The 23,168-nt window shown below is 69.3% G+C and carries 20 protein-coding genes; 12 read left to right on the forward strand and 8 right to left on the reverse strand.

Annotated elements, in window-relative coordinates:
* Window position 1 precedes the first annotated feature (1 nt).
* The 6 genes from FBZ83_RS19855 to FBZ83_RS19880 all read right to left on the reverse strand — a co-directional run bounded on the left by FBZ83_RS19855 (window position 2) and on the right by FBZ83_RS19880 (window position 7,289).
* A complete protein-coding gene (locus FBZ83_RS19855) occupies window positions 2-1,066 on the reverse strand; it encodes an ABC transporter permease (protein WP_145687286.1) in 1,065 nt (354 codons plus the stop codon).
* Complete coding sequence (ytfR, locus tag FBZ83_RS19860) at window positions 1,063-2,625, reverse strand: galactofuranose ABC transporter, ATP-binding protein YtfR (protein WP_145687288.1); 1,563 nt, start codon at window positions 2,623-2,625, stop codon at window positions 1,063-1,065. Before ytfR ends, FBZ83_RS19855 begins: the two co-directional genes overlap by 4 nt.
* Before the next feature lie 38 nt (window positions 2,626-2,663).
* Complete coding sequence (ytfQ, locus tag FBZ83_RS19865; RefSeq protein WP_145687290.1) at window positions 2,664-3,629, reverse strand: galactofuranose ABC transporter, galactofuranose-binding protein YtfQ; 966 nt, start codon at window positions 3,627-3,629, stop codon at window positions 2,664-2,666.
* Window positions 3,630-3,805: 176 nt separating this feature from the next.
* On the reverse strand, window positions 3,806-5,386 hold the full coding sequence (locus tag FBZ83_RS19870) for an aldehyde dehydrogenase (NADP(+)) (protein ID WP_145687516.1): 1,581 nt from the start codon (window positions 5,384-5,386) through the stop codon (window positions 3,806-3,808).
* Between the two features lie 36 nt (window positions 5,387-5,422).
* Window positions 5,423-6,349, reverse strand: coding sequence for a dihydrodipicolinate synthase family protein (locus FBZ83_RS19875; protein ID WP_145687292.1), 927 nt, complete (start codon window positions 6,347-6,349; stop codon window positions 5,423-5,425).
* 40 nt (window positions 6,350-6,389) lie between these two features.
* A complete protein-coding gene (locus FBZ83_RS19880) occupies window positions 6,390-7,289 on the reverse strand; it encodes an SMP-30/gluconolactonase/LRE family protein (RefSeq protein ID WP_145687294.1) in 900 nt (299 codons plus the stop codon).
* 152 nt (window positions 7,290-7,441) lie between these two features.
* Between FBZ83_RS19880 and FBZ83_RS19885 the strand changes: the two genes are divergently transcribed.
* From FBZ83_RS19885 to FBZ83_RS19910, 6 genes are all read left to right on the forward strand, one after another.
* Complete coding sequence (locus FBZ83_RS19885; protein ID WP_145687296.1) at window positions 7,442-8,470, forward strand: LysR family transcriptional regulator; 1,029 nt, start codon at window positions 7,442-7,444, stop codon at window positions 8,468-8,470.
* A gap of 115 nt (window positions 8,471-8,585) precedes the next feature.
* A complete protein-coding gene (gene chvE, locus FBZ83_RS19890) occupies window positions 8,586-9,662 on the forward strand; it encodes a multiple monosaccharide ABC transporter substrate-binding protein (protein WP_145687300.1) in 1,077 nt (358 codons plus the stop codon).
* 77 nt (window positions 9,663-9,739) lie between these two features.
* Window positions 9,740-11,323, forward strand: coding sequence for a multiple monosaccharide ABC transporter ATP-binding protein (mmsA, locus tag FBZ83_RS19895; protein ID WP_145687302.1), 1,584 nt, complete (start codon window positions 9,740-9,742; stop codon window positions 11,321-11,323).
* Complete coding sequence (mmsB, locus tag FBZ83_RS19900; protein WP_145687304.1) at window positions 11,320-12,531, forward strand: multiple monosaccharide ABC transporter permease; 1,212 nt, start codon at window positions 11,320-11,322, stop codon at window positions 12,529-12,531. Before mmsA ends, mmsB begins: the two co-directional genes overlap by 4 nt.
* Before the next feature lie 8 nt (window positions 12,532-12,539).
* On the forward strand, window positions 12,540-13,517 hold the full coding sequence (locus FBZ83_RS19905) for a Gfo/Idh/MocA family protein (protein WP_186466137.1): 978 nt from the start codon (window positions 12,540-12,542) through the stop codon (window positions 13,515-13,517).
* A gap of 111 nt (window positions 13,518-13,628) precedes the next feature.
* Window positions 13,629-15,455 (forward strand): IlvD/Edd family dehydratase, encoded by a 1,827-nt coding sequence (locus FBZ83_RS19910; protein WP_145687308.1) that lies wholly within the window; start codon window positions 13,629-13,631, stop codon window positions 15,453-15,455.
* 133 nt (window positions 15,456-15,588) lie between these two features.
* On the opposite strand, the gene FBZ83_RS19915 is transcribed toward FBZ83_RS19910, so the two are convergent.
* Complete coding sequence (locus FBZ83_RS19915; protein ID WP_145687311.1) at window positions 15,589-16,434, reverse strand: class I SAM-dependent methyltransferase; 846 nt, start codon at window positions 16,432-16,434, stop codon at window positions 15,589-15,591.
* Window positions 16,435-16,688: 254 nt separating this feature from the next.
* On the opposite strand from FBZ83_RS19915, the gene FBZ83_RS19920 reads away from it, so the two are divergent.
* The 6 genes from FBZ83_RS19920 to FBZ83_RS19945 all read left to right on the forward strand — a co-directional run bounded on the left by FBZ83_RS19920 (window position 16,689) and on the right by FBZ83_RS19945 (window position 21,639).
* On the forward strand, window positions 16,689-17,513 hold the full coding sequence (locus FBZ83_RS19920) for a GntR family transcriptional regulator (protein WP_145687314.1): 825 nt from the start codon (window positions 16,689-16,691) through the stop codon (window positions 17,511-17,513).
* On the forward strand, window positions 17,510-18,268 hold the full coding sequence (gene kduD / locus FBZ83_RS19925; protein ID WP_145687316.1) for a 2-dehydro-3-deoxy-D-gluconate 5-dehydrogenase KduD: 759 nt from the start codon (window positions 17,510-17,512) through the stop codon (window positions 18,266-18,268). Before FBZ83_RS19920 ends, kduD begins: the two co-directional genes overlap by 4 nt.
* Before the next feature lie 33 nt (window positions 18,269-18,301).
* Complete coding sequence (locus FBZ83_RS19930) at window positions 18,302-18,637, forward strand: cupin domain-containing protein (RefSeq protein WP_137142896.1); 336 nt, start codon at window positions 18,302-18,304, stop codon at window positions 18,635-18,637.
* Between the two features lie 125 nt (window positions 18,638-18,762).
* On the forward strand, window positions 18,763-19,752 hold the full coding sequence (locus FBZ83_RS19935; protein WP_145687318.1) for a TRAP transporter substrate-binding protein: 990 nt from the start codon (window positions 18,763-18,765) through the stop codon (window positions 19,750-19,752).
* Window positions 19,753-19,825: 73 nt separating this feature from the next.
* The gene (locus tag FBZ83_RS19940) at window positions 19,826-20,365 is read left to right on the forward strand and encodes a TRAP transporter small permease (RefSeq protein ID WP_145687320.1); all 540 of its coding nucleotides are present in this window, start codon (window positions 19,826-19,828) and stop codon (window positions 20,363-20,365) included.
* Window positions 20,356-21,639 carry a TRAP transporter large permease gene (locus tag FBZ83_RS19945; protein ID WP_145687322.1) on the forward strand — a complete coding sequence of 428 codons (1,284 nt, stop codon included), beginning with the start codon at window positions 20,356-20,358 and terminating at the stop codon, window positions 21,637-21,639. The genes FBZ83_RS19940 and FBZ83_RS19945 overlap by 10 nt, the downstream gene beginning before the upstream one ends.
* Here the strand turns inward: FBZ83_RS19945 and FBZ83_RS19950 are convergent.
* On the reverse strand, window positions 21,629-23,167 hold the full coding sequence (locus tag FBZ83_RS19950) for a PepSY-associated TM helix domain-containing protein (protein ID WP_145687324.1): 1,539 nt from the start codon (window positions 23,165-23,167) through the stop codon (window positions 21,629-21,631). The two genes, FBZ83_RS19945 and FBZ83_RS19950, sit on opposite strands and share 11 nt — an antisense overlap.
* Between the last annotated feature and the right edge of the window lies 1 nt (window position 23,168).

Genomic DNA, 23,168 nt, shown 5'->3' on the forward strand with positions numbered 1-23,168 from the left:
GTCACGCTCCCGCGCTCGGGCTTGGGCTCTCGGGCTTGGCCCGTGGCGGGGTCGGCGGCCGGACCGGCGGCTGGGCGGGCCGGGGGCCGGCCGGGCGCGGCAGGAACAGGGTCAGGGTCGGCGACTGCAGAAGCAGGACCACCATCAGGACGCCCGCCTTGACGATCAGGTTGAACTCCGGCTTGAAGCCGCTCAGCAGGATGCCGGTGTTCATCGCCTGGAGGATCAGCGCCCCGACCACCGACAGCAGCAGCCCGAACCGGCCGCCGAGCAGGGACGTGCCGCCGACCACCACCGCCAGGATGGCGTCCAGCTCCAGCCACAGGCCGGCGTTGTTGGCGTCGGCGCCGCGGATGTCGGCGGCGACCACCAGACCGGCAACCGCGGCGCACAGGCCGCACCAGACATAGACGGCGATCAGCACGACCGGCGTGTTGACGCCCGCCCCGGCGCTGGACAGCCGGTTGACGCCGACCGCCTCGATCATCAGCCCCAGCGCGGTCATCCGGACCAGCAGCGCGGTCACCCCCAGCAGGACGGCGGTGATGACCACCGGCATCGGCACGGTCAGGAACGACCCGCTGCCGATGAAGGCGAGGCCGGGGCTGGTGAAGGTGACGATCTGCCCCTCGGTGACCAGCTGGGCGATGCCGCGGCCGGCGACCATCAGGATCAGCGTGGCGATGATCGGCTGGATGCGCAGGACCGCCACCAGCAACCCGTTCCACAGGCCGCAGAGCAGGCCGGCGCCCAGCGACGCTGCCAGAACCGGGAGCAACCCCCAGCCCGCCTGGGTCAGGGTGGCGGCGACCGCGCCGGAGATCGCCATCACCGCGCCCACCGACAGGTCGACGCCGCGGGTGGCGATGACCATCGTCATGCCGATGGCGAGCAGCGCCACCGGAGCGCCGCGGTTCAGCACGTCGATCAGGCTGCCGAACAGCCGGCCGTCCTGCAGGCGGATGGAGAAGAAGTCGGGGAAGAGCAGCCAGTTGGCCAGCAGCACGGCGGCCAGCGCGCCGTATTGCGGCAGGTTGCGCGACGGGCCGGGGGCCGACCGCGTCATGGGCGCGGCTCCACGGGAACGGACTCCGACGCGATGGCGGCGACGATGCGGTCCACGGCAACCTCCCCTCCCCTCAGCTCCGCGACATGGCGGCGGTCGCGCAGCACGACGACGCGGCGGCTGTAGGCGACGATCTCCTCCAGCTCCGACGAGACGACCAGCAGGGCCATGCCGTCGGCGCACAGCCGCTCGATCAGACGGATGATCTCGGCGTGGGCGCCGACGTCGATGCCGCGCGTCGGCTCGTCGAGGATCAGCAGGCGCGGCTCGGTCGCCAGCCAGCGGGCGAGCAGCGCCTTCTGCTGGTTGCCGCCGGACAGCAGCTGGATCGGCTGCTCGGCGTGCGGCGTGCGGATGTCGAGCAGGCGGATGAAGCGGTCGGCGATCTCCTCCTGGCGGCGGCGCGGGATTGGCCGTAGCCAGCCCTGCCGCGCCTGGAGCGCCAGGATGATGTTCTCGCGCACCGACAGCGCGCCGACGATGCCCTCCTTCTTGCGGTCCTCCGGGCAGAAGCCGAAGCCGAGCCGGATGGCGTCGCGCGGCCCGCGCAGCCGCACCGCTTGGCCGTCCACCGCCGCCTCGCCGCGGTCGGCGCGGTCCATACCGAAGACCAGCCGCGCCGTCTCCGTCCGTCCGGAGCCGAGCAGACCGGCGAGCCCGACCACCTCGCCGGGGCGGATGGCGAGGTCGAAGGGCTCGACGCTGCGCGCCTTGCCGTAGCCGCGGAAGCGGACCAGCGGCGGCCGGGCGTCCTCCTCGGCGTCGTCGACCGGCGGGGCAATGCGGTGGGCCGCCGCCTCCAGCTCCCGCCCCAGCATCATGGCGACGAGGTCGAGGCGCGGCAGCTCCGCGGTGCGCCGCTCCCCCACCAGACGGCCGTTGCGCAGCACGGTGATGCGATCGCACAGCGCGTAGACCTGATCGAGGAAATGGGTGACGAAGACGATGCCGATGCCGCGCGAGCGCAGGGTCCGCATCACCTTGAAGAGGACCGCCACCTCCTGCGCGTCGAGGCTGGCGGTCGGCTCGTCGAGGATCAGTACCTTGGCCGACATGTCCACCGCGCGGGCGATGGCGACGATCTGCTGGGTCGCCACCGAGAAGCGGCCGAGCGGCGCCGTCACGTCGAGGGTCAGGCCATAGGGGATCAGCACCGCCCGCGCCCGCCGCCGCATGGCGCCGCGGTCGACCAAGCCGAAGCGCATCCCGAAACGCATCGGCTGCCGGCCGAGGAACAGGTTCTCCGCCACCGACAGGTTCGGCAGCAGGTTCACCTCCTGATAGACGGTGCCGATGTGCAGGCGCTGCGCTTCCTCCACGCCGCGGGGGGCTATGGTCCGCCCCTCCAGCGTCACGGTGCCGGCGTCGCGCTGGTAGACGCCGGTCAGCGTCTTGATCAGCGTCGACTTGCCGGCACCGTTCTCGCCGAGCAGGGCATGGATCTCGCCGTGGCGCACGGTGAAGTCGACGCCATCCAGCGCCTGGACGCCCAGGAAGGCCTTGGACAAGCCGCGCACCGCCAGTAGCGGCGACGACGCGGTGGGGGTGGGGTCCGTCATGCGGGGGGCCTCGCCGGCGGTGCCGTGGGACGGCCGGGTCAGTAGGCGTCCTTGCGGCGTTCGTACTCGGCCTTGGCGGTGTCGGGGGTGAACAGCGCCGACTCCGTCTGAATCCACTTCGGCGGCGCCTTGCCGTCCTTCTTGAAGGCGATCAGCGCGTCGAAGGCCGGGCCGGCCATGTTCGGCGTCAGCTCCACGGTCGCGTTGGCCTCGCCCTCGGCCATCGCCTTGAAGATGTCGGGCACGCCGTCGATGGACACGACCAGGATGTCCTTGCCCGGCTTCAGCCCGGCCTCCTTGATCGCCTGGATGGCGCCGACCGCCATGTCGTCGTTGTGGGCGTAGACCGCGCAGATGCCCTTGCCGCCGTTCTCCGCCTTGATGAAGCTCTCCATCACCTCCTTGCCCTTGGCGCGGGTGAAGTCGCCGGACTGGGTGCGGACGATCTTCATGCCGGGAGTCTTGGCGACGACCTCGTCGAAGCCCTTCTTGCGGTTGATGGCCGGGGAGGAGCCGACGGTGCCCTGGAGTTCGACCACGTTGCAGGTGCCGCCGGTCTGCTTGGCCAGCCATTCGCCGGCGACCCGGCCCTCCAGCACCGTATCGGAGGTGACGGCGGTCATGTAGAGGCCGGGGTCCCTGGTCTCGATCTGGCGGTCGAGCAGGACGACGGGGATCTTCGCCTCCTTGGCCTCCTTCAGCACCGAATCCCAGCCGGTCGCCACCACGGGGGCGATGAAGATGGCGTCCACGCCCTGGGCGACGAAGGAGCGCACGGCCTTGATCTGGTTTTCCTGCTTCTGCTGGGCGTCGGAGATCTTCAGGTCGATCCCGCGCTTCTCCGCCTCCGTCTTGGCGGTCTTGGTCTCGGCGGCGCGCCAGCCCGATTCCGAGCCGATCTGCGAGAAGCCGACCACCAGCTTCTTGTCGGCGGCCTGCGCGCCGCCGAGCCCGATCAACAAGGCCGCGGCGGCAGCGGCGGAGATCAGCCATGTCCTGGACATACCGTTTCACTCCCCTGGGGTGTCTTGTCATCGATCCGGGCGGCGCCCGCTCGTATCTGTTCGTTGTGCCAACTTTAGGCATCGAAAACCATATCTGTCCAATACGATTCTCGACCGAAGCGATACCGAAACCGGCATGATCGCCCGATGCGGGCAAAGCCTTGCCGGTCCTTCCCTCACCCTTGTCCGGGCACGCCATCGATCCGTCGCGACAGGCGGAGCGGATTGCCGTCGCGCAGCGCCTCCGGCAGCAGGGCGGCGGGAATGTCCTGGTAGCAGACCGGGCGCAGAAAGCGCCGGATCGCCAAGGTGCCGACCGAGGTGGTCCGGCTGTCCGAGGTCGCCGGGAAGGGGCCGCCATGGACCATGGCGTGGCAGACCTCGACGCCGGTCGGCCAGCCGTTGGCCAGGATGCGGCCCGCCTTGCGCTCCAGCGTCGGCAGCAGCGCGGCCACGGCGTCGCCGTCCGCCGGCTCCATCTGCACGGTCGCGGTGAGCTGGCCCTCCAGCCGCTCGGCGACGGTCCGCATCGCCGCCGCGTCCGGGCAGCGGATCAGCAGCGACGCCGCCCCGAACACCTCGTCCTGCAGACCCGGCTCGGCGAGGAAGGCGTCGGCCGTCGTCCCGAACAGGGCGGCTTGCGCCTGGTTGGGGCCGGAACAGGCCAGCCCGCGGGCGAGTGTCGCCACGGCGGCGCTGCCGGACAGCCGTGCCACCCCCGAATCATAGGCGGCGTGGATGGCCGGGGTCAGCATGGTCGAGGCGGCGCTGCCGCCCAGCGCGTCCAGCGCGGCGGCGGTGAAGCGGTCGAGGTCCGGCCCGTCGACGCCCAGCAGGATGCCGGGGTTGGTGCAGAACTGGCCGGCGCCCATGGTCAGCGAGGCCACGAAGCCCTTGCCCAGCGCCTCGGCCCGCGCGGCCAATGCTGCCGGCATCAGGAATACCGGGTTGATGCTGCTCATCTCCGCATAGACCGGGATCGGCTCGGGCCGGCGGGCCGCCGCTTCCATCAAGGCCAAGCCGCCGCCGCGCGAGCCGGTGAAGCCCACCGCTTTGATGCGCGGGTCGGTGACCAGCGCCGTTCCGATGGGGTTGCCGACGCCGAACAGCAGCGAGAAGACGCCCTCGGGCAGACCGCAGGACGCCACCGCCGCCTGGATGGCCCGGCCGACCAGCTCCGACGTGCCGGGGTGGGCGGAATGGCCCTTGACCACCACCGGGCAGCCGGCGGCCAGCGCCGACGCGGTGTCGCCGCCGGCCACCGAGAAGGCCAACGGGAAATTCGACGCGCCGAACACCGCAACCGGCCCGAGCGGGATGTGGCGCTGCCGGACGTCGGGGCGCGGCAGCGGCGTACGCTCCGGCTGGGCCGGGTCGATGCGGGCCTCCAGCCAGCCGCCCTCGCGCACCGTCTGGGCGAACAGGCGGAGCTGGCCGACGGTGCGGCCCCTCTCCCCCTCCAGCCGGGGGCGCGGCAGGCCGCTCTCGGCCATGGCGCGGACGATCAGCGCGTCGCCGAGGTCGAGGATGTTCGCGGCGATGGTTTCCAGGAAGGCGGCCCGCGCCTCCAGCCCAGTCTCGCGGAAGGCGTCGAAGGCGGCCCAGGCCAGCGCGCAGGCGCGCTCGACCTCCGCCGCCCCGCCGCCGCCGAAGACCGGCTCCAGCTCCGCGCCGGTGGCGGGATCGACGGCGCGGAACGCGCCGTCGGAACCGCGGTGGCTCTCGGCGCCGATCAGCATCTCGCCGGTGATGGTCATCATGGGTCTCCCGGTTTGGCGAGGGGGACGCCGTCCTCAGCGCGCCCAGCGCAGGACCAGCGGGTCGAGGCGGCGGGCGGCGTCGAGCAGGCCGGCGCGGCTGGCCGGTTGCGGGTCCGCCAGCGGGTGGCGCACGGAGTCGCAGGCGATGATGCCGCCCTCCTTCATCAGGATCTTGGCGGTGGCGAGCCCGCATTGGCGGTTCTCGTGGTTGATCAGCGGCAGCCAGCGCCCGTAGGCCACCACCGCCGCCTCGCGGTCGCCGGCCAGGAAGGGGTCGATGATCTGGCGGATGCCGTCGGGATAGCCGCCGCCGGTCATGGCGCCGGTCGCCCCGGCGTCGAGGTCGGCCAACAGGGTGATCGCCTCCTCGCCGTCCCACGGCCCTTCGATGGCGTCGCCGCCCAGCTCGATCAGCCGGCGCAGCTTGGCGGCGGCCTGCGGCACCTCGACCTTGAAATAGGCGACGTTGGCGATCTCCCGCGCCATGCGGGCCAGCAGTTCCGCCGACAGAGCGGTGCCGCTGACCGGGGCGTCCTGGATCATGATCGGGATGTCGATGGCGTCGGACACCCGCTGGAAGAACGCGACGATGCCCGCCTCGGGCACGCGGATGGTGGCGCCGTGGTAGGGCGGCATGACCATCACCATGGCGGCCCCCAGCTCCTGGGCGCGGCGGCTGCGCGCGGCGCAGGCGGCGGTGCTGAAATGGGTGGTGGTGACGATGACCGGCACCCGCCCGGCGACGTGGCCGAGGATCGTCTCCATCAGCAGCTCGCGCTCGGCGTCGGTCAGCACGAACTGCTCGGAGAAGTTGGCGAGGATGCACAGGCCGTCGGAGCCGGCGTCGATCATGAAATCGACGCAGCGCGTCTGCCCGGCGAGGTCGAGGTCCCCCGTTTCGGTGAAGATGGTGGGAACAACGGGGAACACTCCCCGATAGGGACGGGCGCTGGTAGCCATGGCCGTTGGGGTCCTTCTGTCGGGTGAATTGCAGGCCGGGTCAGCCGGGCGGATGCCCGAAGCGGCCGGGGGGCAGGCCGCGAACGCCGCCGGGATCGCACTCGAACAGCGCGCCGGCCAGCGGTTCGTCCGGTCGGCCGTCGCGCCCGATGCCGTGCGCTGCGGTGGTCACGAACAGCCGGTCGAGGGCGGCGCCGGCGAAAACGCAGGAGGTGACCCGCGACACCGGCAGCGCGATCGCGCGGTCGAGCGTGCCGTCGGGCCGGAAGCGGCTGACCCGCCCGCCGTCCCAATGGGCCACCCACAGGCCGCCCTCGGCGTCGCAGGTCATGCCGTCGGGATAGCCGTCGGCCTCGGCGAAGCGGATGTGGGCGTGCTTGCCGGACAGCCGCCCCGCGCCGTCCAGGTCGAAGGCGTGGATCGTCCGCGCCGCACTGTCGGTGTGGTAGAGCGTCCGCCCGTCCGGCGCCAGCGCCGGGCCGTTGGCGACGGTGTAGCCCTCGTCCACGCGCGCGATCGACCCGTCGGGGTCGAGCCGGTGGAAGGCGCCGGACGGCGTTTCCTCCCCGTCGTCCATGCTGCCGATCCACAAGCGCCCCTGCGCGTCGGCCTTGGCGTCGTTCAGCCGGTTGCCCGGCCGGTCGGGGTCGATCCGCGCCAGTTCCCCGGCGATCACCACGCGGCCCGGCTCCAGCCGCAACCGCACCACCCGGCGCGAGCGCAGCCCGGCGATAAAGCCGTCGCCATCGGCGCACTCCACCAGCCAGCAGGCGGCGTCCTCCAGCGCCCAATCCGTTTGGCTCCCGTCGTCGAGCCCGTGGCGCAGGATCCGCGACCCGTGGATGTCGACGAAGAAGACGGCGCCCTGCCCCGGCGACCACAGCGGGCCCTCGCCCAGGAGCGCGCGGGCGGGCCAGACGCAACGAACCTCCTGCGGCATGCCGTCTCGCCTCCCCCTTGCGGTCCCGTTCCGAATTTTGTTGACCATGCGAACAATAGAGAGCGTTCTGATACTCGTCCAATACGAATATCGGCGCCGGCGATACGAGATTTCGTATATCGGCGTCGTCGCCAGACCGGAGGCCCCCGCCCGTGACCCCGCACCGTTTCCCGGCCAACTGGTTCCTCAAGGCCCGGCTGAAGCTGCGCCATCTCCAGCTCTTCGTGGCGCTGGACGAGCACCGCAACCTGCACCGCGCCGCCGCCAGCCTGACCATGTCGCAGCCGGCCGCCTCGAAGCTGCTGGGCGATCTGGAGGAGTCGCTGGGCGTCACCCTGTTCGAGCGCCATGGCCGCGGCGTCGAGCCGAACTGGTACGGCGGCCTGATGATCCGGCACGCGCGGGCGATCCTCAGCGGCCTGCAGGAGGCGGGGGAGGAGCTGAACGACCTGCTGGCCGGCCACAGCGGCAGCGTCTCCATCGGCACGGTGATGGCCCCGGCGGTGGAACTGGTGGTGCCGGTGATCACCACGCTGACCCGCGACCATCCCGACCTGAAGATCGCCGTGGCGGTGGAAACCAGCGACGTGCTGGCCGAGCGGGTGCAGCAGGGCGTCATGGATTTCGCGGTCGGCCGCCTGCCCGGCCACGTCGACGCCGCGTGCTTCGAGTATCAGGAGATCAGCAGCGAGGAGCTGTGCTTCGTCTGCCGCGACGGCCACCCGCTGCTGCGGCTCGGCCGCCCGCTGACCGCCGCCGATCTGGTGGACGCCACCTGGATTCTCCAGCCCTCGGGAAGCCTGCTGCGCAGCCGGGTCGAGGCGCTGTTCCGCGCAGAGGGGGTGCCGCCGCCGCGCAAGGTGATCGAAAGCGCCTCCCCGGTCATCTCCCTGGCGATGGTGGCCGAGAACGATTCGGTGACCGTCTTCGCCCGCGCGCTCGCCCAGGTGTTCTCCCCCACCGGCAGCTGCACCATCGTGCCCTTCCACAAGCGCTTCAGCGTCGAGCCCTACGGCATTTTCTGGCTGAAGGACCGCCCGCTGTCGCCGGGCGCCCGCACCGCCCTGGCCGCCTTGCGCGCGGCGTCCGACGCCAAGATGCGCCGCGCGCTGGAAACGCCGCAGCCGAGCCCTTCAAGCGATATACAAATGCATATGGATTCCGCCAATAATCGTATTTGACAGTTATGGTTTTTCGGCCGATTGCTAGCCTTACAAACATTGCGCCACCCGACACCCGTTCAAGAGCCGCGGGTGTGGCCAACCCGGTGCCGCAGAAGGGGGAGGAAATCGGCCCATGTCTTCTTCGTTCACGACCACACTGGCCGGGATGGCCGTCGGCGTGCTGGCCCTCACCGTCGCCGCCGCGCCGACCCTGGCGCAGGACAAGCCGACCGTCGGCATCGCGATGCCCACCAAGTCCTCGGCCCGCTGGATCGACGACGGCAACAACATGGTCAAGCAGTTCCAGGCCAAGGGCTACAAGACCGACCTGCAATACGCCGAGGACGACATCCCCAACCAGCTCGCCCAGATCGAGACGATGGTCGCCAAGAACAGCAAGGTTCTGGTGATCGCCGCCATCGACGGCACGACTCTGACTGACGTGCTCCAGCAGGCCAAGGACCGCGGGGTGAAGGTCATCGCCTACGACCGGCTGATCCGCGGGTCGGAGAACGTGGACTATTACGCGACCTTCGACAATTTCCAGGTCGGCGTTCTCCAGGGCAGCTACATCGTCGACGCGCTGGGCCTGAAGGACGGCAAGGGTCCCTTCACCATCGAGCTGTTCGGCGGCTCCCCCGACGACAACAACGCCTATTTCTTCTACAACGGCGCCATGTCGGTGCTGCAGCCCCACATCGACAGCGGCAGGTTGAAGGTGGGCAGCGGTCAGGTGGGGATGGACAAGGTGTCCACCCTGCGCTGGGACGGCGCCACCGCCCAGGCCCGCATGGACAACCTGCTGAGCGCCTTCTACGGCAACCGCCGCGTCGACGCCGTGCTGTCGCCCTACGACGGGATCAGCATCGGCATCATCTCCTCGCTGAAGGGGGTCGGCTACGGCTCGCCGTCGCAGCCGATGCCGGTGGTGACCGGCCAGGACGCCGAGGTGCCCTCGATCAAGTCGATCCTGGCGGGCGAGCAGCGCGCCACCGTCTTCAAGGACACCCGCGAACTGGCCCGGGTCACGGTCGAGATGGTCGACGCGGTTCTGGGCGGCGGCACGCCGCCGGTCAACGACACCAAGACTTACGACAACGGCAAGAAGGTCGTCCCGGCCTACCTGCTGAAGCCGGTGAGCGTGGACGCGTCCAACTGGAAAAGCACGCTGGTCGACAGCGGCTACTACACCGAAGCCCAGGTCAAGTGACGAAGCGGCGCGGGGCGGGCGCCGGGCGGCGCCCCCCGCAACCGGCCTGAGTTTGATCGCGCGATCGGAGGATTCTCATGGACTCCATCCTGGAGCGGTCCAGTCTGGCGATGCCGATACTGGAGATGAAGGGCATCACCAAGACGTTTCCCGGCGTGAAGGCGCTGGACGACGTCAACCTGTCGGTCCGCGAGGGCGAGATCCACGCATTGATCGGCGAGAACGGCGCCGGCAAGTCGACGCTGATGAAGGTGCTGAGCGGGGTCTACCCGCAAGGCAGCTTCGACGGCGAGATCCGCTTCCGCGGCCAGCCTCAGGCCTTCCGCGGCATCGCCGACAGCGAGCGGCAAGGCATCATCATCATCCACCAGGAACTCGCCCTGGTTCCCCTGCTGTCGATCACCGAGAACCTGTTCCTCGGCAACGAGCAGGCGAGCCGTGGCGTGATCGACTGGGACGCCGCCACGCTGCGGGCGCGGGAGCTGCTGCGCCTCGTCGGGCTGCACGACCCGCCGGAGACCCTGATCACCGACATCGGCGTCGGCAAGCAGCAGCTCGTGGAGATCGCCAAGGCGCTGTCCAAGGAGGTCAAGCTGCTGATCCTGGACGAGCCGACCGCCAGCCTGAACGAGAGCGACAGCGACGCCCTGCTGGAATTGCTGCTGCGCTTCAAGGCGCGCGGCATCGCCTCCATCCTCATCTCGCACAAGCTGAACGAGATCGCCAAGGTCGCCGACCGGGTGACCATCCTGCGCGACGGCACGACGGTGGAGACGCTGGACTGCCGCGAGGCCGTGGTCAGCCAGGACCGCATCATCCGCGGCATGGTTGGGCGCGCCCTGTCCGACCGTTACCCCAAACGGACTACCGTACCCGGCGAGGTGCTGTTCGAGGTGAAGGGGTGGAGCGCCGACCACCCGGCCCATCCCGGCCGGCGCATCGTCCGCGACGTGAACCTGACCGTCCGCCGCGGCGAGGTGGTGGGCATCGCCGGGCTGATGGGCGCCGGCCGCACCGAGTTCGCGATGAGCCTGTTCGGCCGCTCCTACGGCCGCAACATCCGCGGGCAGGCCTTCCTCGACGGGCGGGAGATCGACGTCTCCACCATCAGCCGGGCCATGGCGAACGGCCTCGCCTACGCGACGGAGGACCGCAAGCATCTCGGCCTCGTGCTCGACAACGACATCCGCCACAACGTCACGCTGGCGAACCTCAAGGGGGTGGCGAAGCGCTGGGTCATCGACCATGAGCAGGAGGTCCAGGTGGCCGAGGAGTTCCGGCGTCGGCTGCGCATCCGCTGCGCCGACGTGTTCCAGGAGACGGTCAACCTGTCGGGCGGCAACCAGCAGAAGGTCGTGCTCAGCAAGTGGCTGTTCGCCGACCCGCAGGTGCTGATCCTCGACGAGCCGACCCGCGGCATCGACGTCGGCGCCAAGTACGAGATCTACACCATCATCAACCAGCTGGTCGCCGAGGGCCGGGGCGTCGTGCTGATCTCCTCGGAGATGCCGGAGCTGCTGGGCGTCGCCGACCGCATCTATGTGATGAACGCCGGTGAAATGGTCGCCGAGATGCCGGCGGCCGAAGCCAGCCAGGAGAAAATCATGGGAGCGATCATGCGCTCCGGCGAGACGCTGATGTCCGGGGAGGCTCTGCCATGAGTGCCGAACTCAACCTTCCGGCGCGCGGCCCGCGGGTGTCCATGGGACGGTTCGTGAAGGCGCACATGCGCGAGTACGGCATGCTGCTGTCGCTCGTCGCCATCGTCCTGTTCTTCCAGTACATGACCGACGGCACGCTGCTGCAGCCGCTGAACCTGACCAACCTCGTGCTGCAGAACAGCTACATCGTCATCATGGCGCTGGGCATGCTGCTGGTGATCGTCGCCGGGCACATCGATCTCTCGGTGGGCTCGGTCGTCGCCCTCATCGGCGCGCTGGCGGCGACGCTGATGGTGCGGCTTCACCTGGACTTCGTCACCACGACGCTGCTGTGTCTGCTGGCCGGGGCGGCGATCGGGGCGGTGCAGGGCTTCTGGGTCGCCTATTTGCGCATCCCCTCCTTCATCGTGACGCTGGCCGGCATGCTGGTCTTCCGCGGCCTGTGCCTGATCCTGCTGGCCGGTCAGTCGGTCGGCCCCTTCCCGGTGGAGTTCCAACGCCTCAGCTCCGGCTTCATCCCGGACTTCCTGGCGCTGGACGCTTTCAACCTGGGCAAGTTCCACCTGACCAGCCTGCTGCTCTGCGCGGCCGTGGCCGCCGCGCTGGTGGCGATGAACACCAGGGCGCGCCTGCGCCGGCAGAGCGTCGCCATCGAGCAGGAGCCGCTGCCGCTGTTCGTGGCGAAGAACGTCGCGCTGGCCGCCGTGCTGATCTATGTCGGGCAGCTGATGGCCTCCTACCGCGGCCTGCCCAACGTGCTGATCATCATGAGCGTGCTGATCGCGCTCTACAGCTTCGTCACCCGCAACACCACGGTGGGGCGGCGCGTCTACGCGCTGGGTGGCAACGAGAAGGCGGCCAAGCTGTCCGGCATCGACACCCGGCGGCTCAGCTTCTACACCTTCGTCAATATGGGGGTGCTGGCGGCGCTGGCCGGGCTGATCTTCGCCGCGAGGCTGAACACCGCCACGCCGAAGGCCGGCGTCTCGTTCGAGCTGGACGTGATCGCCGCCTGCTTCATCGGCGGCGCGTCGGCGTCGGGCGGGGTGGGCCGGGTGACCGGGGCGGTGATCGGCGCCTTCATCATGGGCGTGATGAACAACGGCATGTCGATCCTGGGCATCGGCATCGACTGGCAGCAGGTCATCAAGGGCATGGTGCTGCTCGCCGCCGTCACCATCGACGTCTACAACAAGAACAAGGCGTGAGGACCGTCATGACCCGTCCCACCCCCCTTCCCCCCGGCCCGCTCACACTCGGCATTGTCGGCTTCGGCAAGATCGCCCGCGACCAGCATGTCCCGGCCATCGCCGCCACCGGCCTGTTCCGTCTCGCCGCGGTGGTCAGCCCGCACGGCGCCACCCCGGAGGAAACCGGGCTCGGCGACGTGCCGGTCTTCCGCAGCCAGGGGGAGATGCTGGCCGCCCTGCCCCGCCTCGACGCCGTGGCGATCTGCACGCCGCCCGCCGTCCGCCACGCCCTGACGGTGGAGGCGCTGTGCGCCGGCAAGCATGTCCTGATCGAGAAGCCGCCGGCCGCCACCCTGACGGAGCTGCGCCTCCTGCTCGACGCGGCGGAGGGCGCCAAGCGCACGCTGTTCGCCGCGTGGCACTCCCGCTTCAACGCGGCGGTCGAGGAGACGCGGCGGCGGCTGGCCGGCGCCACCGTCCGTCACGCCGCCATCACCTGGAAGGAGGACGTGCGCCGCTGGCATCCCGGCCAGGACTGGATCTTCGCGGCGGGGGGCTTCGGCGTCTTCGATCCGGGCATCAACGCCCTGTCGATCCTGACCGAGATCCTGCCGGCCCCCGTCGTCGTCCGCGACGCCGAGCTGCGGGTCCCCGCCAACCGCGACACGCCCATCGCCGCGACGCTGAGGATGGAAGGCGTTGCGGGCTCCGCCGTCGGAACGGTCACCGCCGCCTTCGACTTCCTCCAGGAGGGCGAGCAGACCTGGACCATCGCCATCGAGACGGAGAATGGACGGCTCGACCTGACCCACGGCGGGACGCGGCTGAGCGTGAACGGCGTGCCCGTGCTGGCCGAACCCGACGCCGAGTACCAGGGCATCTACCGCCGCTTCCACCATCTGATCGCGGACACGGCCGGCGACGTCGACGCCCGTCCGCTGCAACTGGTCGCCGACGCCTGTCTGGTCGGGCGCTGGCGCACCGCCGACGCCTTTCACTGGTAAAGCGCCGGGCGCACCGCCCGGCCGACTCCCAACGACGCCCCGAACGAGGCTCCGAACGACCCCGGCGCCGGCCGCCCCCGGTCCGCGCCCCCAACCCGAATTGGTGCCGACATGTCCGATACGAAGCCCTCTCCCCAGCACCCGGAAATCGGCTCCGGCCGGCGGCTGCGGTCGCGCGCGTGGTTCGACAACCCCGACAACCCCGACATGACCGCGCTCTATCTGGAGCGTTACCTGAATTTCGGGCTGACGCGGGAAGAGCTGCAGTCGGGCGCGCCGATCATCGGGATCGCACAGACCGGTTCCGACCTCAGCCCCTGCAACCGGCACCATCTGGTCCTGGCCGAACGGCTGCGCGAGGGCATCCGCACCGCCGGCGGCATCGCCATCGAGTTCCCCGTCCACCCGATCCAGGAGACCGGCAAGCGGCCGACCGCCTCGATCGACCGCAACCTCGCCTATCTCGGCTTGGTCGAGGTGCTGCACGGCTACCCGCTCGACGGGGTGGTGCTGACCATCGGCTGCGACAAGACCACCCCCGCCTGCCTGATGGCGGCGGCCACCGTGAACATCCCGGCCATCGCCCTGTCGGTCGGCCCGATGCTGAACGGCTGGTTCCGCGGCGAGCGCACCGGCTCGGGCACCATCGTGTGGAAAGCGCGCCAGATGATGGCGGCCGGCGAGATCGACTATCAGGGCTTCATCGAGCTGGTGGCGTCGTCGGCCCCCTCGACCGGCTACTGCAACACGATGGGCACGGCCTCCACGATGAACTCGCTGGCCGAGGTGCTGGGCATGCAGCTTCCCGGCTCCGCCGCCATCCCCGCCCCCTACCGCGAGCGCCAGCAGGCCGCCTACGAGACCGGCAAGCGCATCGTCGAGATGGTCCGCGAAGACCTCAAGCCCTCCGACATCCTGACCCACGACGCCTTCCTCAACGCCATCGTCGTCAACTCCGCCATCGGCGGCTCGACCAACGCTCCGATCCACATCAACGCCATCGCCAAGCACATCGGCGTGCCGCTGACGGTGGAGGATTGGCAGACCCACGGGCACGACGTGCCGCTGCTGGTCAACCTCCAGCCGGCCGGCGAGTATCTGGGCGAGGACTTCCACCGCGCCGGCGGGGTGCCCGCGGTCGTCGCCCAGCTGATGGGCAAGGGGCTGATCCGCGAGGGGGCGCCCACCGTCAACGGCCGGACCATCGGCGAGAACTGCCGCCACCAGCCGATCCTCGACACGCGGGTGATCCACCCCATCGACGAGCCGCTGATGCCCAACGCCGGCTTCGTGGTGCTGCGTGGCAACCTGTTCGGCGCCGCCATCATGAAGACCAGCGTCATCTCCGACGAGTTCCGCGAACGCTACCTGTCCAACCCCCAGGACCCGGAGGCGTTCGAGGGCAAGGTCGTCGTCTTCGACGGGCCGGAGGACTACCATCACCGCATCGACGACCCCGACCTGGGCATCGACGCCTACACCATCCTGGTCATCCGCGGCACCGGCCCCATCGGCTATCCAGGGGCGGCGGAGGTGGTCAACATGCGGCCCCCCGCCACGCTGATCAAACAGGGTGTCCATTCCCTTCCCTGCATCGGCGACGGCCGCCAGTCCGGCACGTCGGGATCGCCCTCCATCCTCAACGCGTCCCCAGAGGCGGCGGCGGGCGGCGGGCTGGCCCTGCTGCGCAGCGGCGACCGGGTGCGCATCGACCTGCGCCGCGGCAGCGCCGACATCCTGATTTCCGAGGGCGAGCTGGCCGACCGCCGCGCCGCGCTGGAGGCCGCGGGCGGCTATCCGATCCCGCCGTCGCAGACGCCCTGGCAGGAGATCCAGCGCGGCATCGTCGACCAGCTCGACGAGGGCATGGTGCTGAAGCCCGCCGTCAAGTACCAGCGCGTCGCCCAGACCATGGGCATCCCGCGCGACAATCACTGACTCCAGGAGGACCGGAAGCGCGCCATCCCGCCGAACGGACTGGCCAGCGGGATGGCCGGGCGCGCCGCCGAGCGGGTGGAGCGAGGCGCTGTCAAGAGGCGGTCGCGCGCAGGCAGAGAGCGCGGGCGACGCTTCATTTGCTTGCTGCCACCCCATACATGAGCGGAATGCTGGGCATAGTCTCCGGCGGCTTCCAGCGCTTGCCGTCAAGCGCACGCATGCCCTCGAAACCGCGCCAACCGTTCGAGTAGGGATACTCGACCAACCGGTCGAGAGTCAGTCCGGCTCGGATGAGCGCTGACACGACGTCGCCGATCCCCCAGTAGAACTCGAAACAAGGGTGCGGATTGACGAAGCCCTCAATTCCGGCCTGATAACCGTCAAGAGCCAAGCCGCCGCCCGACTCTGCCACGTAATCGCCGACCCCGGACTCCCTGATGGGCTCGGTTCGGAAGTAATCGTAGTGCGGCTGCCATTGCTCATCGAAAACCATGGCATAGGGGTGAAATTCCACAAGGACGAAGCGTCCCCCCGGCCTGAGCACAGAAGAGATGCCCCGCGCCCATGTGTCGATGTCGGACAGCCAGCAGATGGTTCCATAGGAGGCGAAGACGCGATCGAACGTCCGCCCGTCCCTGGTCGCCCGCTCGAACCATTCGAACAGGTCCTCACGCTCGAAGCGGGCGGGAATGCCGCTTTCATCGGAAAGCCGGGAGGCGAAATCGATGGCCTCGTCGGAGATGTCGACACCGGTCACCCTGGCGCCAAGATTCGCGAGACTCACGCTGTCCTGCCCGGCGTTGCACTGAAGGTGCAGGAGATCCATGCCGGCAATGTCACCAAGCAGAGTCAACTCTTCATCGTAAAGCGTGCTGCCGCCCTTCCGAAAGAAATCGGCCTGATCGCCTTTGTGGCTGTTGTGCGCAACGGTTGCTGCGTTCCAGGACCTGCGATTGGCCTCGTGCATCTCATGCGGCATGGATATCCTCGCAATCTCCGGGCGAACGCCACGCAAACACACACCGGCTCCAGCCGCAACATCGGAACGCCCGGAGGCCGCTTGCGCTGGCGGAACTCTCCGGCATCGCCGCCTTCCCTCCTCCCTGAAAAAATGTTCGCCCCTTCCTCAAAATCGGCTTGCGCGACGCGCTGATATATTAATATGCTCTTTCTCAAGGAACAGCACGGAACGGCCTCGGATGGGGCACGGGCCGGCGCATGGGGAGGACTGCAATGGCTTCGACCTCCAGGCCCGCCCTGGACGCCCAACCGCCCGGAACCGCTCCGGGGACCGTGCCCGGCAAGGCGCCCAAAACCGTTTTGGGAACCGCGAAGGAACCGCGCCTGTCCGCCCGCGCCACGGCCACCGCGGAGATCTACCGGTCGCTGCGCGGGGACATCGTGGCCATGCGGCGCAAGCCGGGGGAGCCCATTGTGGAGAAGCACGTCGCGGAGTCCTTCGGCGTCAGCCGCACACCGGTGCGTGAGGCTCTGCTGCGGCTGGCCGACGACGGGCTGGTCGAGATCTTCCCGCAGTCCGGCACCTTCGTTGCCCGCATCCCGGTCAACGCCCTGCCCGAAGCGGTGGTGATCCGCACCTCGTTGGAATGCACCGCGGTCCGCTACGCCGCCGTCCGTGCCGCGCGCAGCCAGATCGCAGCGCTGCGGGCCAACATCCTGCTCCAGCAGGAGACGATGGCGGCGGGCGACCTCGACGGCTTCCACGAGGCGGACGAGGCGTTCCACAGCCTGATTTCCGAGATCGCCGGCTTCCCCGGCCTGTGGAACATGGCCCAGCAGGTGAAGATGCAGGTGGACCGCTACCGCCGCCTGACCCTGCCGGAGCCCGGCCGCATCCCGCATGTGCTGGCCGAGCACGGCGGCATCGTCGACGCCATCGCCGCGCGCGACCCGGCCGAGGCGGAGCGGCTGATGACGATCCATCTCGGCGCCCTGCTGGAGTCCGTTCCGAACACCCAGGGGGCCAACCCCTTCTTCTTCTCCGGCGCGCAGCCGGACGACCCGTCGAAGACGAAGAAAGAAAGCACCCCGTCATGACCAACCCCTTCGACCTCACCGGCAAGACCGCCCTGGTCACCGGCGGCAACGGCGGCATCGGGCAGGCCATCGCGGTCGCCCTGGCGCGGGCCGGCGCCGACGTCGCCGTGGCCGGGCGCACCCCGCCGGATGAGACGCGGGCGCTGGTCGAGGGGCTGGGCCGCCGCTTCGCCGCCATCCCCGCCGACCTGTCGAGCATCGCCCCGGTCCCCGCACTGATGGAGGAGACGGTCGGCACGCTCGGCGGGCTGGACATCCTGGTCAACAACGCCGGGCTGATCCGCCGCGACGACCCGCTGGACTTCACCGAGGCCGACTGGGACGCGGTGATGGACGTGAACCTGAAGTCGGTCTTCTTCCTCTGCCAGGCCTTCGGGCGCTACGCGCTGGGCAACGGGCGGAAGGGCAAGATCATCAACATCGCGTCCATGCTGTCCTTCCAGGGCGGCATCCGCGTGCCCTCCTACGCGGCGTCGAAGAGCGGCATCGCCGGGATCACCCGGCTGCTCGCCAACGAATGGGCCGGCAAGGGCATCAACGTGAACGCCATCGCGCCGGGCTACGTCGCGACCAGCGTCACCACCGCGCTGCGCGCCGACGAGCGCCGCAACGCCGAAATTCTGGCCCGCATCCCCGCCGGACGCTGGAGCGAGCCCGCCGATATGGGCGGTCCCGCGGTGTTCCTGGCGTCCGATGCGTCCGATTACGTCCACGGCACGATCCTGCCGGTGGATGGCGGCTGGCTCGCCCGCTGACGAGTCGCCGGTAGCAGTAAAGGGAAGACGAGGATGAGCACGGACGTTTTCGTGATCGACGAGGCGGTGGCGTGGCAGGACCTGGGCGCCGGGGTGCGCCGCAAGATCCTCGGCCACAACGACGCCATGATGATGGTGCGCGTGGAGTTCGAGACCGGCGCCATCGGGCCGCAGCACCGCCACCCGCACGTCCAGTGCGCCGTGGTCGAGAAGGGCGCCTTCGACGTCACCATCGAGGGCGTCACCCGGCGGCTGGGCACCGGCGACGGCTACATGGTGCCGTCCAACGCCCTGCACGGCGTCGTGGCGCTGGAGCCGGGAGTCCTGCTCGACATCTTCACACCCCCGCGCGAGGACTTCCTCGCCTGACGGATCACCCCTGACATCACCCGCCGTCCGGCGCGCGGGAACACGCGCCGGACGGCTCCCGGACCCAACCGTCCAAACCAAAGAACCAGCCTGAAGCTGCCGAACAATCGCCAGGAGGACACGCTATGCATCTTTCGACCCGCGGTATCCGCGCCGCCCTTCTCGCCGCCTGCGCGGCCTGCACCCTGCTCGCCACCCCGGTCGTGGCCCGCGATTTCCGCTCCGCGGACATCCACCCGGCCGACTACCCGACCGTCGAGGCCGTGAAGTACGTCGACAAGCTCCTGAAGGAGCGGACCGGCGGCAAGCTCGGCGTGAAGGTCTACCCGAACGGCGCGCTCGGCACCGAGAAGGACACCATCGAGCAGCTGAAGATCGGCGGGCTCGACATGATGCGCATCAACGTCGCGCCGCTGAACAACGTCGTCCCGGAGACGATGGTCACCGCCCTGCCCTTCATCTTCCGCTCCACCGAGCACATGCGCGCCGTGCTGGACGGCCCGATCGGCGACGAGATCCTGGCCGCCATGGAAAGCCAGGGCATGGTCGGCCTGGCCTTCTACGACAGCGGCTCGCGCAGCATGTATTCGGCCGCCAAGCCCTACAAGACGCTGGCTGACATGAAGGGCGCCAAGATCCGCGTCCAGCAGTCCGACCTGTTCGTCGCCATGATCCAGGCGCTGGGCGCCAACGCCACGCCGATGCCCTTCGGCGAGGTCTACACCGCGCTGAAGACCGGCATCGTCGACGCGGCGGAGAACAACTACCCGTCCTACGAGTCCTCGCGCCACTTCGAGGCCGCCAAGTACTTCACCCTGACCGAGCACGCGATGGCGCCGGAAGTGCTGGTCTTCTCCAAGGTCTCGTGGGACCGCCTGTCCAAGGACGACCAGGCCGCCATCCGCAAGGCCGCCAAGGACTCCGTGCCCTACATGCGCAAGCTGTGGGACGAGCGTGAGATGAAGTCCAAGGAAGTCGTCGTGAAGGCCGGCGCCCAGATCGTCGAGGTCGCGAACAAGCAGGAGTTCATCGACGCGATGGCTCCCGTCTACAAGCAGTTCGCGAGCACGCCGAAGCTGGACGGCCTCGTGAAGCGCATCCAGGACACGAAGTAAGCACAGTCGAACGCGGCGCTTCCCTTCGGCGGACCGAAGGGCGGCGCCGCGTCCTTTGAGGGGAGCCGGCGGCATGGAAATCGAGCTGCAAGCAATGGATCACAGCCCCCCGCAGAGCGCGGGCCTGCTGACGCGGGTGAACGCGCGGCTGGCATGGTCGGGGATGTGCGTGGCGATGGTCGGCCTGATGGCCATCGTCTGTGTGGTGTTCTATCAGGTCTTCGGCCGCTACGTGCTGAACGACTCGCCGACCTGGGCGGAGAGCCTGGCCATCGTGCTGGTCCTCTACGTCACCCTCATCGGCGCCGCCGTCGGCGTCCGCGACGCCGGCCACATCGGCCTGGAATCCTTCCTCGTCATGCTGCCCGACGCCATCCGCCGCAAGGTCGAGATCGTCATCTACGCCCTCGTCGGCGTCTTCGGCGCCTGCATGGCCTACAACGGCTGGGTCCTCGGCACCTCCGTCGCCGCCTACTACATCCCCAACCTGCACGTCTCCGAAGCCGTCCGCTACATCCCGCTCGTGCTCTCCGGCGTCCTGATCGTGCTCTTCGCCATCGAACACGTCGTCGCCATCATCCGCGGCGAGGAGGTCGCGCCGTCATGGAACTGACCATCCTTTCCATCAGCTTCTTCGGCTTCCTCGTCCTGGGCATCCCGGTCGCCTTCGCCATCGGCCTGTCGGCGCTCTGCACCATCCTCTACGAGGGCCTCCCCGTCGCCGTCATCTTCCAGCAGATGATGTCCGGCATGAACGTCTTCTCCTTCCTCGCCATCCCCTTCTTCGTCTTCTCCGGCGAGCTGATGCTCCACGGCGGCGTCGCCGACAAGATCGTCGCCACCGCCAAGAACATGGTCGGCCACATCCGCGGCGGCCTCGGCATGTCCAACGTCGTCGCCTGCACGCTGTTCGGCGGCGTCGCCGGCTCCCCCGTCGCCGACGTCTCGGCCATGGGCGCGGTGATGATCCCGATGATGAAGCGCGAGGGCTACCACGCCGACTACGCCGTCAACGTCACCACCCACGCCGCTCTCGTCGGCGCGCTGATGCCGACCAGCCACAACATGATCATCTACGCGCTGGCCGCCGGCGGCAAAGCCTCCATCGGCGCGCTGATCGCCGCGGGCATCGTCCCGGCCCTGCTGCTGATGGTCTGCAACCTGGGTGCCGCCTACTACGTCGCGGTCAAGCGCGGCTATCCCCCCGGCACCTTCCCCGGCTGGTCCATCCTGGGCCGCTCCTTCGCCGCCGCTGCCCCCGGCCTGCTCATCGTCGTCATCATCCTGGCCGGCATCACGTCGGGCGTCTTCACCGCCACCGAGTCCGCCTCCATCGCGGTGATCTACGCGCTGCTGCTCACCACCTTCGTCTACCGCACGCTGACCTGGGAGCATTTCCTGGCGGCGGCCGCCAAGACGGTCAAAACGACCGGCGTGGTCCTGCTGCTGATCGGCGTCTCGACGATGTTCCAGTACATCATGGGGCTGTATCAGGTGGCCGAGATCACCGGCGAGCTGATGGCCGGCATCTCGACCAACCCGCTGGTCATCTTCCTGCTGATCAACATCATCCTGTTCCTGCTCGGCACCTTCATGGACATGGCGAGCACGATCCTGATCTGCACGCCGATCTTCCTGCCCATCGCCATGCAGTACGGCATGGACCCGGTGCAGTTCGGCATCGTCATGCTGATCAACTGCGCGCTCGGCCTCAACACGCCGCCGGTCGGCACCACCCAGTTCATCGGCTGCGCCATCGGCGAGATCTCCGTCGGGCAGGTCATGCGCTCCATCCTCCCCTTCTACGGCGCCCTGTTCGTCACCCTCCTCCTCGTCACGTACGTCCCGGCCTTCTCCCTCTGGCTCCCCCATCTCCTCATGCGCTGAGGCGACGGTCCGCCCGCTCCCGCTCTGGAAGGACGCTTCCCTGCCGCTGTCGCCGGAAGGCGACGGCGGCAAGCCAGGCTCCGATCAGCAGGGCCGTCCCATCCACCACCATCACCGCCGTCACCCCGAACCAGGGTACGGCCGGAGAGAGCCCCAGCCGCAAAAGCGGCAAACCGGCGTAGGCCAGGGCGAGCATGGGCAGGGCCACCCGCTCCAGCGACGCGCGCCGGCGATCCAGCCAGGGCAGCAGATAAAACAGGATCACCGACGCCGACGCGGCGAACAGAATTCCGCCATGGGTCGCGCCGGTCAGCAGATTGTCGGCCAGCAGCAGCAACGGCAGCAGCAGATAGAGCGCGTTGTTGGCATTGAACAAGCGGCGGGACAGGGTGAGTTGGTCCTGCGGCCGCCGCTCCTCCTTCGCCGCCCGCAACCAGAGCAGCTTCATGCCGGAATCCACGATCCACAGGCACAGAACGCCGAGCAGGCAATAGATCAGCGCCGTGCCGGCACCGCCGAAGCGGGCGTAGTGCAGTGGCCGCAGCGCGCTTTCCACCACGCCCCCCCAGCCGCCGTCACGGGAATCGCGCACGGTGCCGATCGTCCCGTCGGCAAGGCTGCACATGGCGCGCAGGCTGCCGGCCCCCTCGCCCGCCCAGGTGAGCCGTCCACGGGGGATGCCCTCGACCATCAGCCGGTCCCCCTGCCGCTGCAGGCGCCCGATGCGGCTGTCGGGAAAGCGCTCCGCGAAACCGTCGAGGCACAGGGCCAGCCCGTCCGGCACCACGTCGGTCACGCTGCGCCCCGGGGCTGCGGGAGCGTCGCCGTCATCGCTCAGCAGGGCGCGGGCCGCCTGCGGGCTTCCACCGGCCTGCAGCACCGCGTCGAGCGGCTGGCTGGCCACCTTCAGCCCGAGAATGCCGCCGCTCAACCCCATGAGGAACAGGTACGGGATCAGCCAGAAACCAAACCGCTTGTGCGCGTCGCTGAGGTCGATCAGGCGGGACCGGCGGCGCCAGCTCCACGCCTCGGCGATCACCTTGCCGTGGATGAACAGGCCCGTCCCGACGAGCAGGACGATCAGAACGCCCGCCACGCCCATCAGGAAGCGCCCGTAGGGCTTGGGCAGCAGCAGGTCGGTGTGGATGCGGCGGAACAGGGAGTCGGTCAGCACGCCGTTCCACGGCGCCATGACGTCGGCGGCGGGATTCACCATCAGATTCGTCAGGGGCGCGCCCTCTCCGAAGCGGCCCGAGACAATGAAGAAGTCGCGCAACGGCGTCGGTGCCATCATGGTCCAGTCGAGACCGACGGCGTGGCGCGCCGCAACCGCGCGCAATGCCTCGGCCGCGGTGGGAAGCGGCCGTCCGGCGGCCTCCGCCAGACCCGGCATCATCCAGGGACGCACGAAATCGGCGTAGAACGCCAGCACCCCGGTCCACAGCGACCAGGAGATCAACAGGCAGAACAGCAGGCTGATCAGGCGGTGGATCGACAACAGGCGCGCGGACGCTGACTGGCTGAGCATG

It is taken from the genome of Azospirillum brasilense, assembly GCF_007827815.1.
Taxonomy (GTDB): Bacteria; Pseudomonadota; Alphaproteobacteria; order Azospirillales; family Azospirillaceae; genus Azospirillum; species Azospirillum brasilense_C.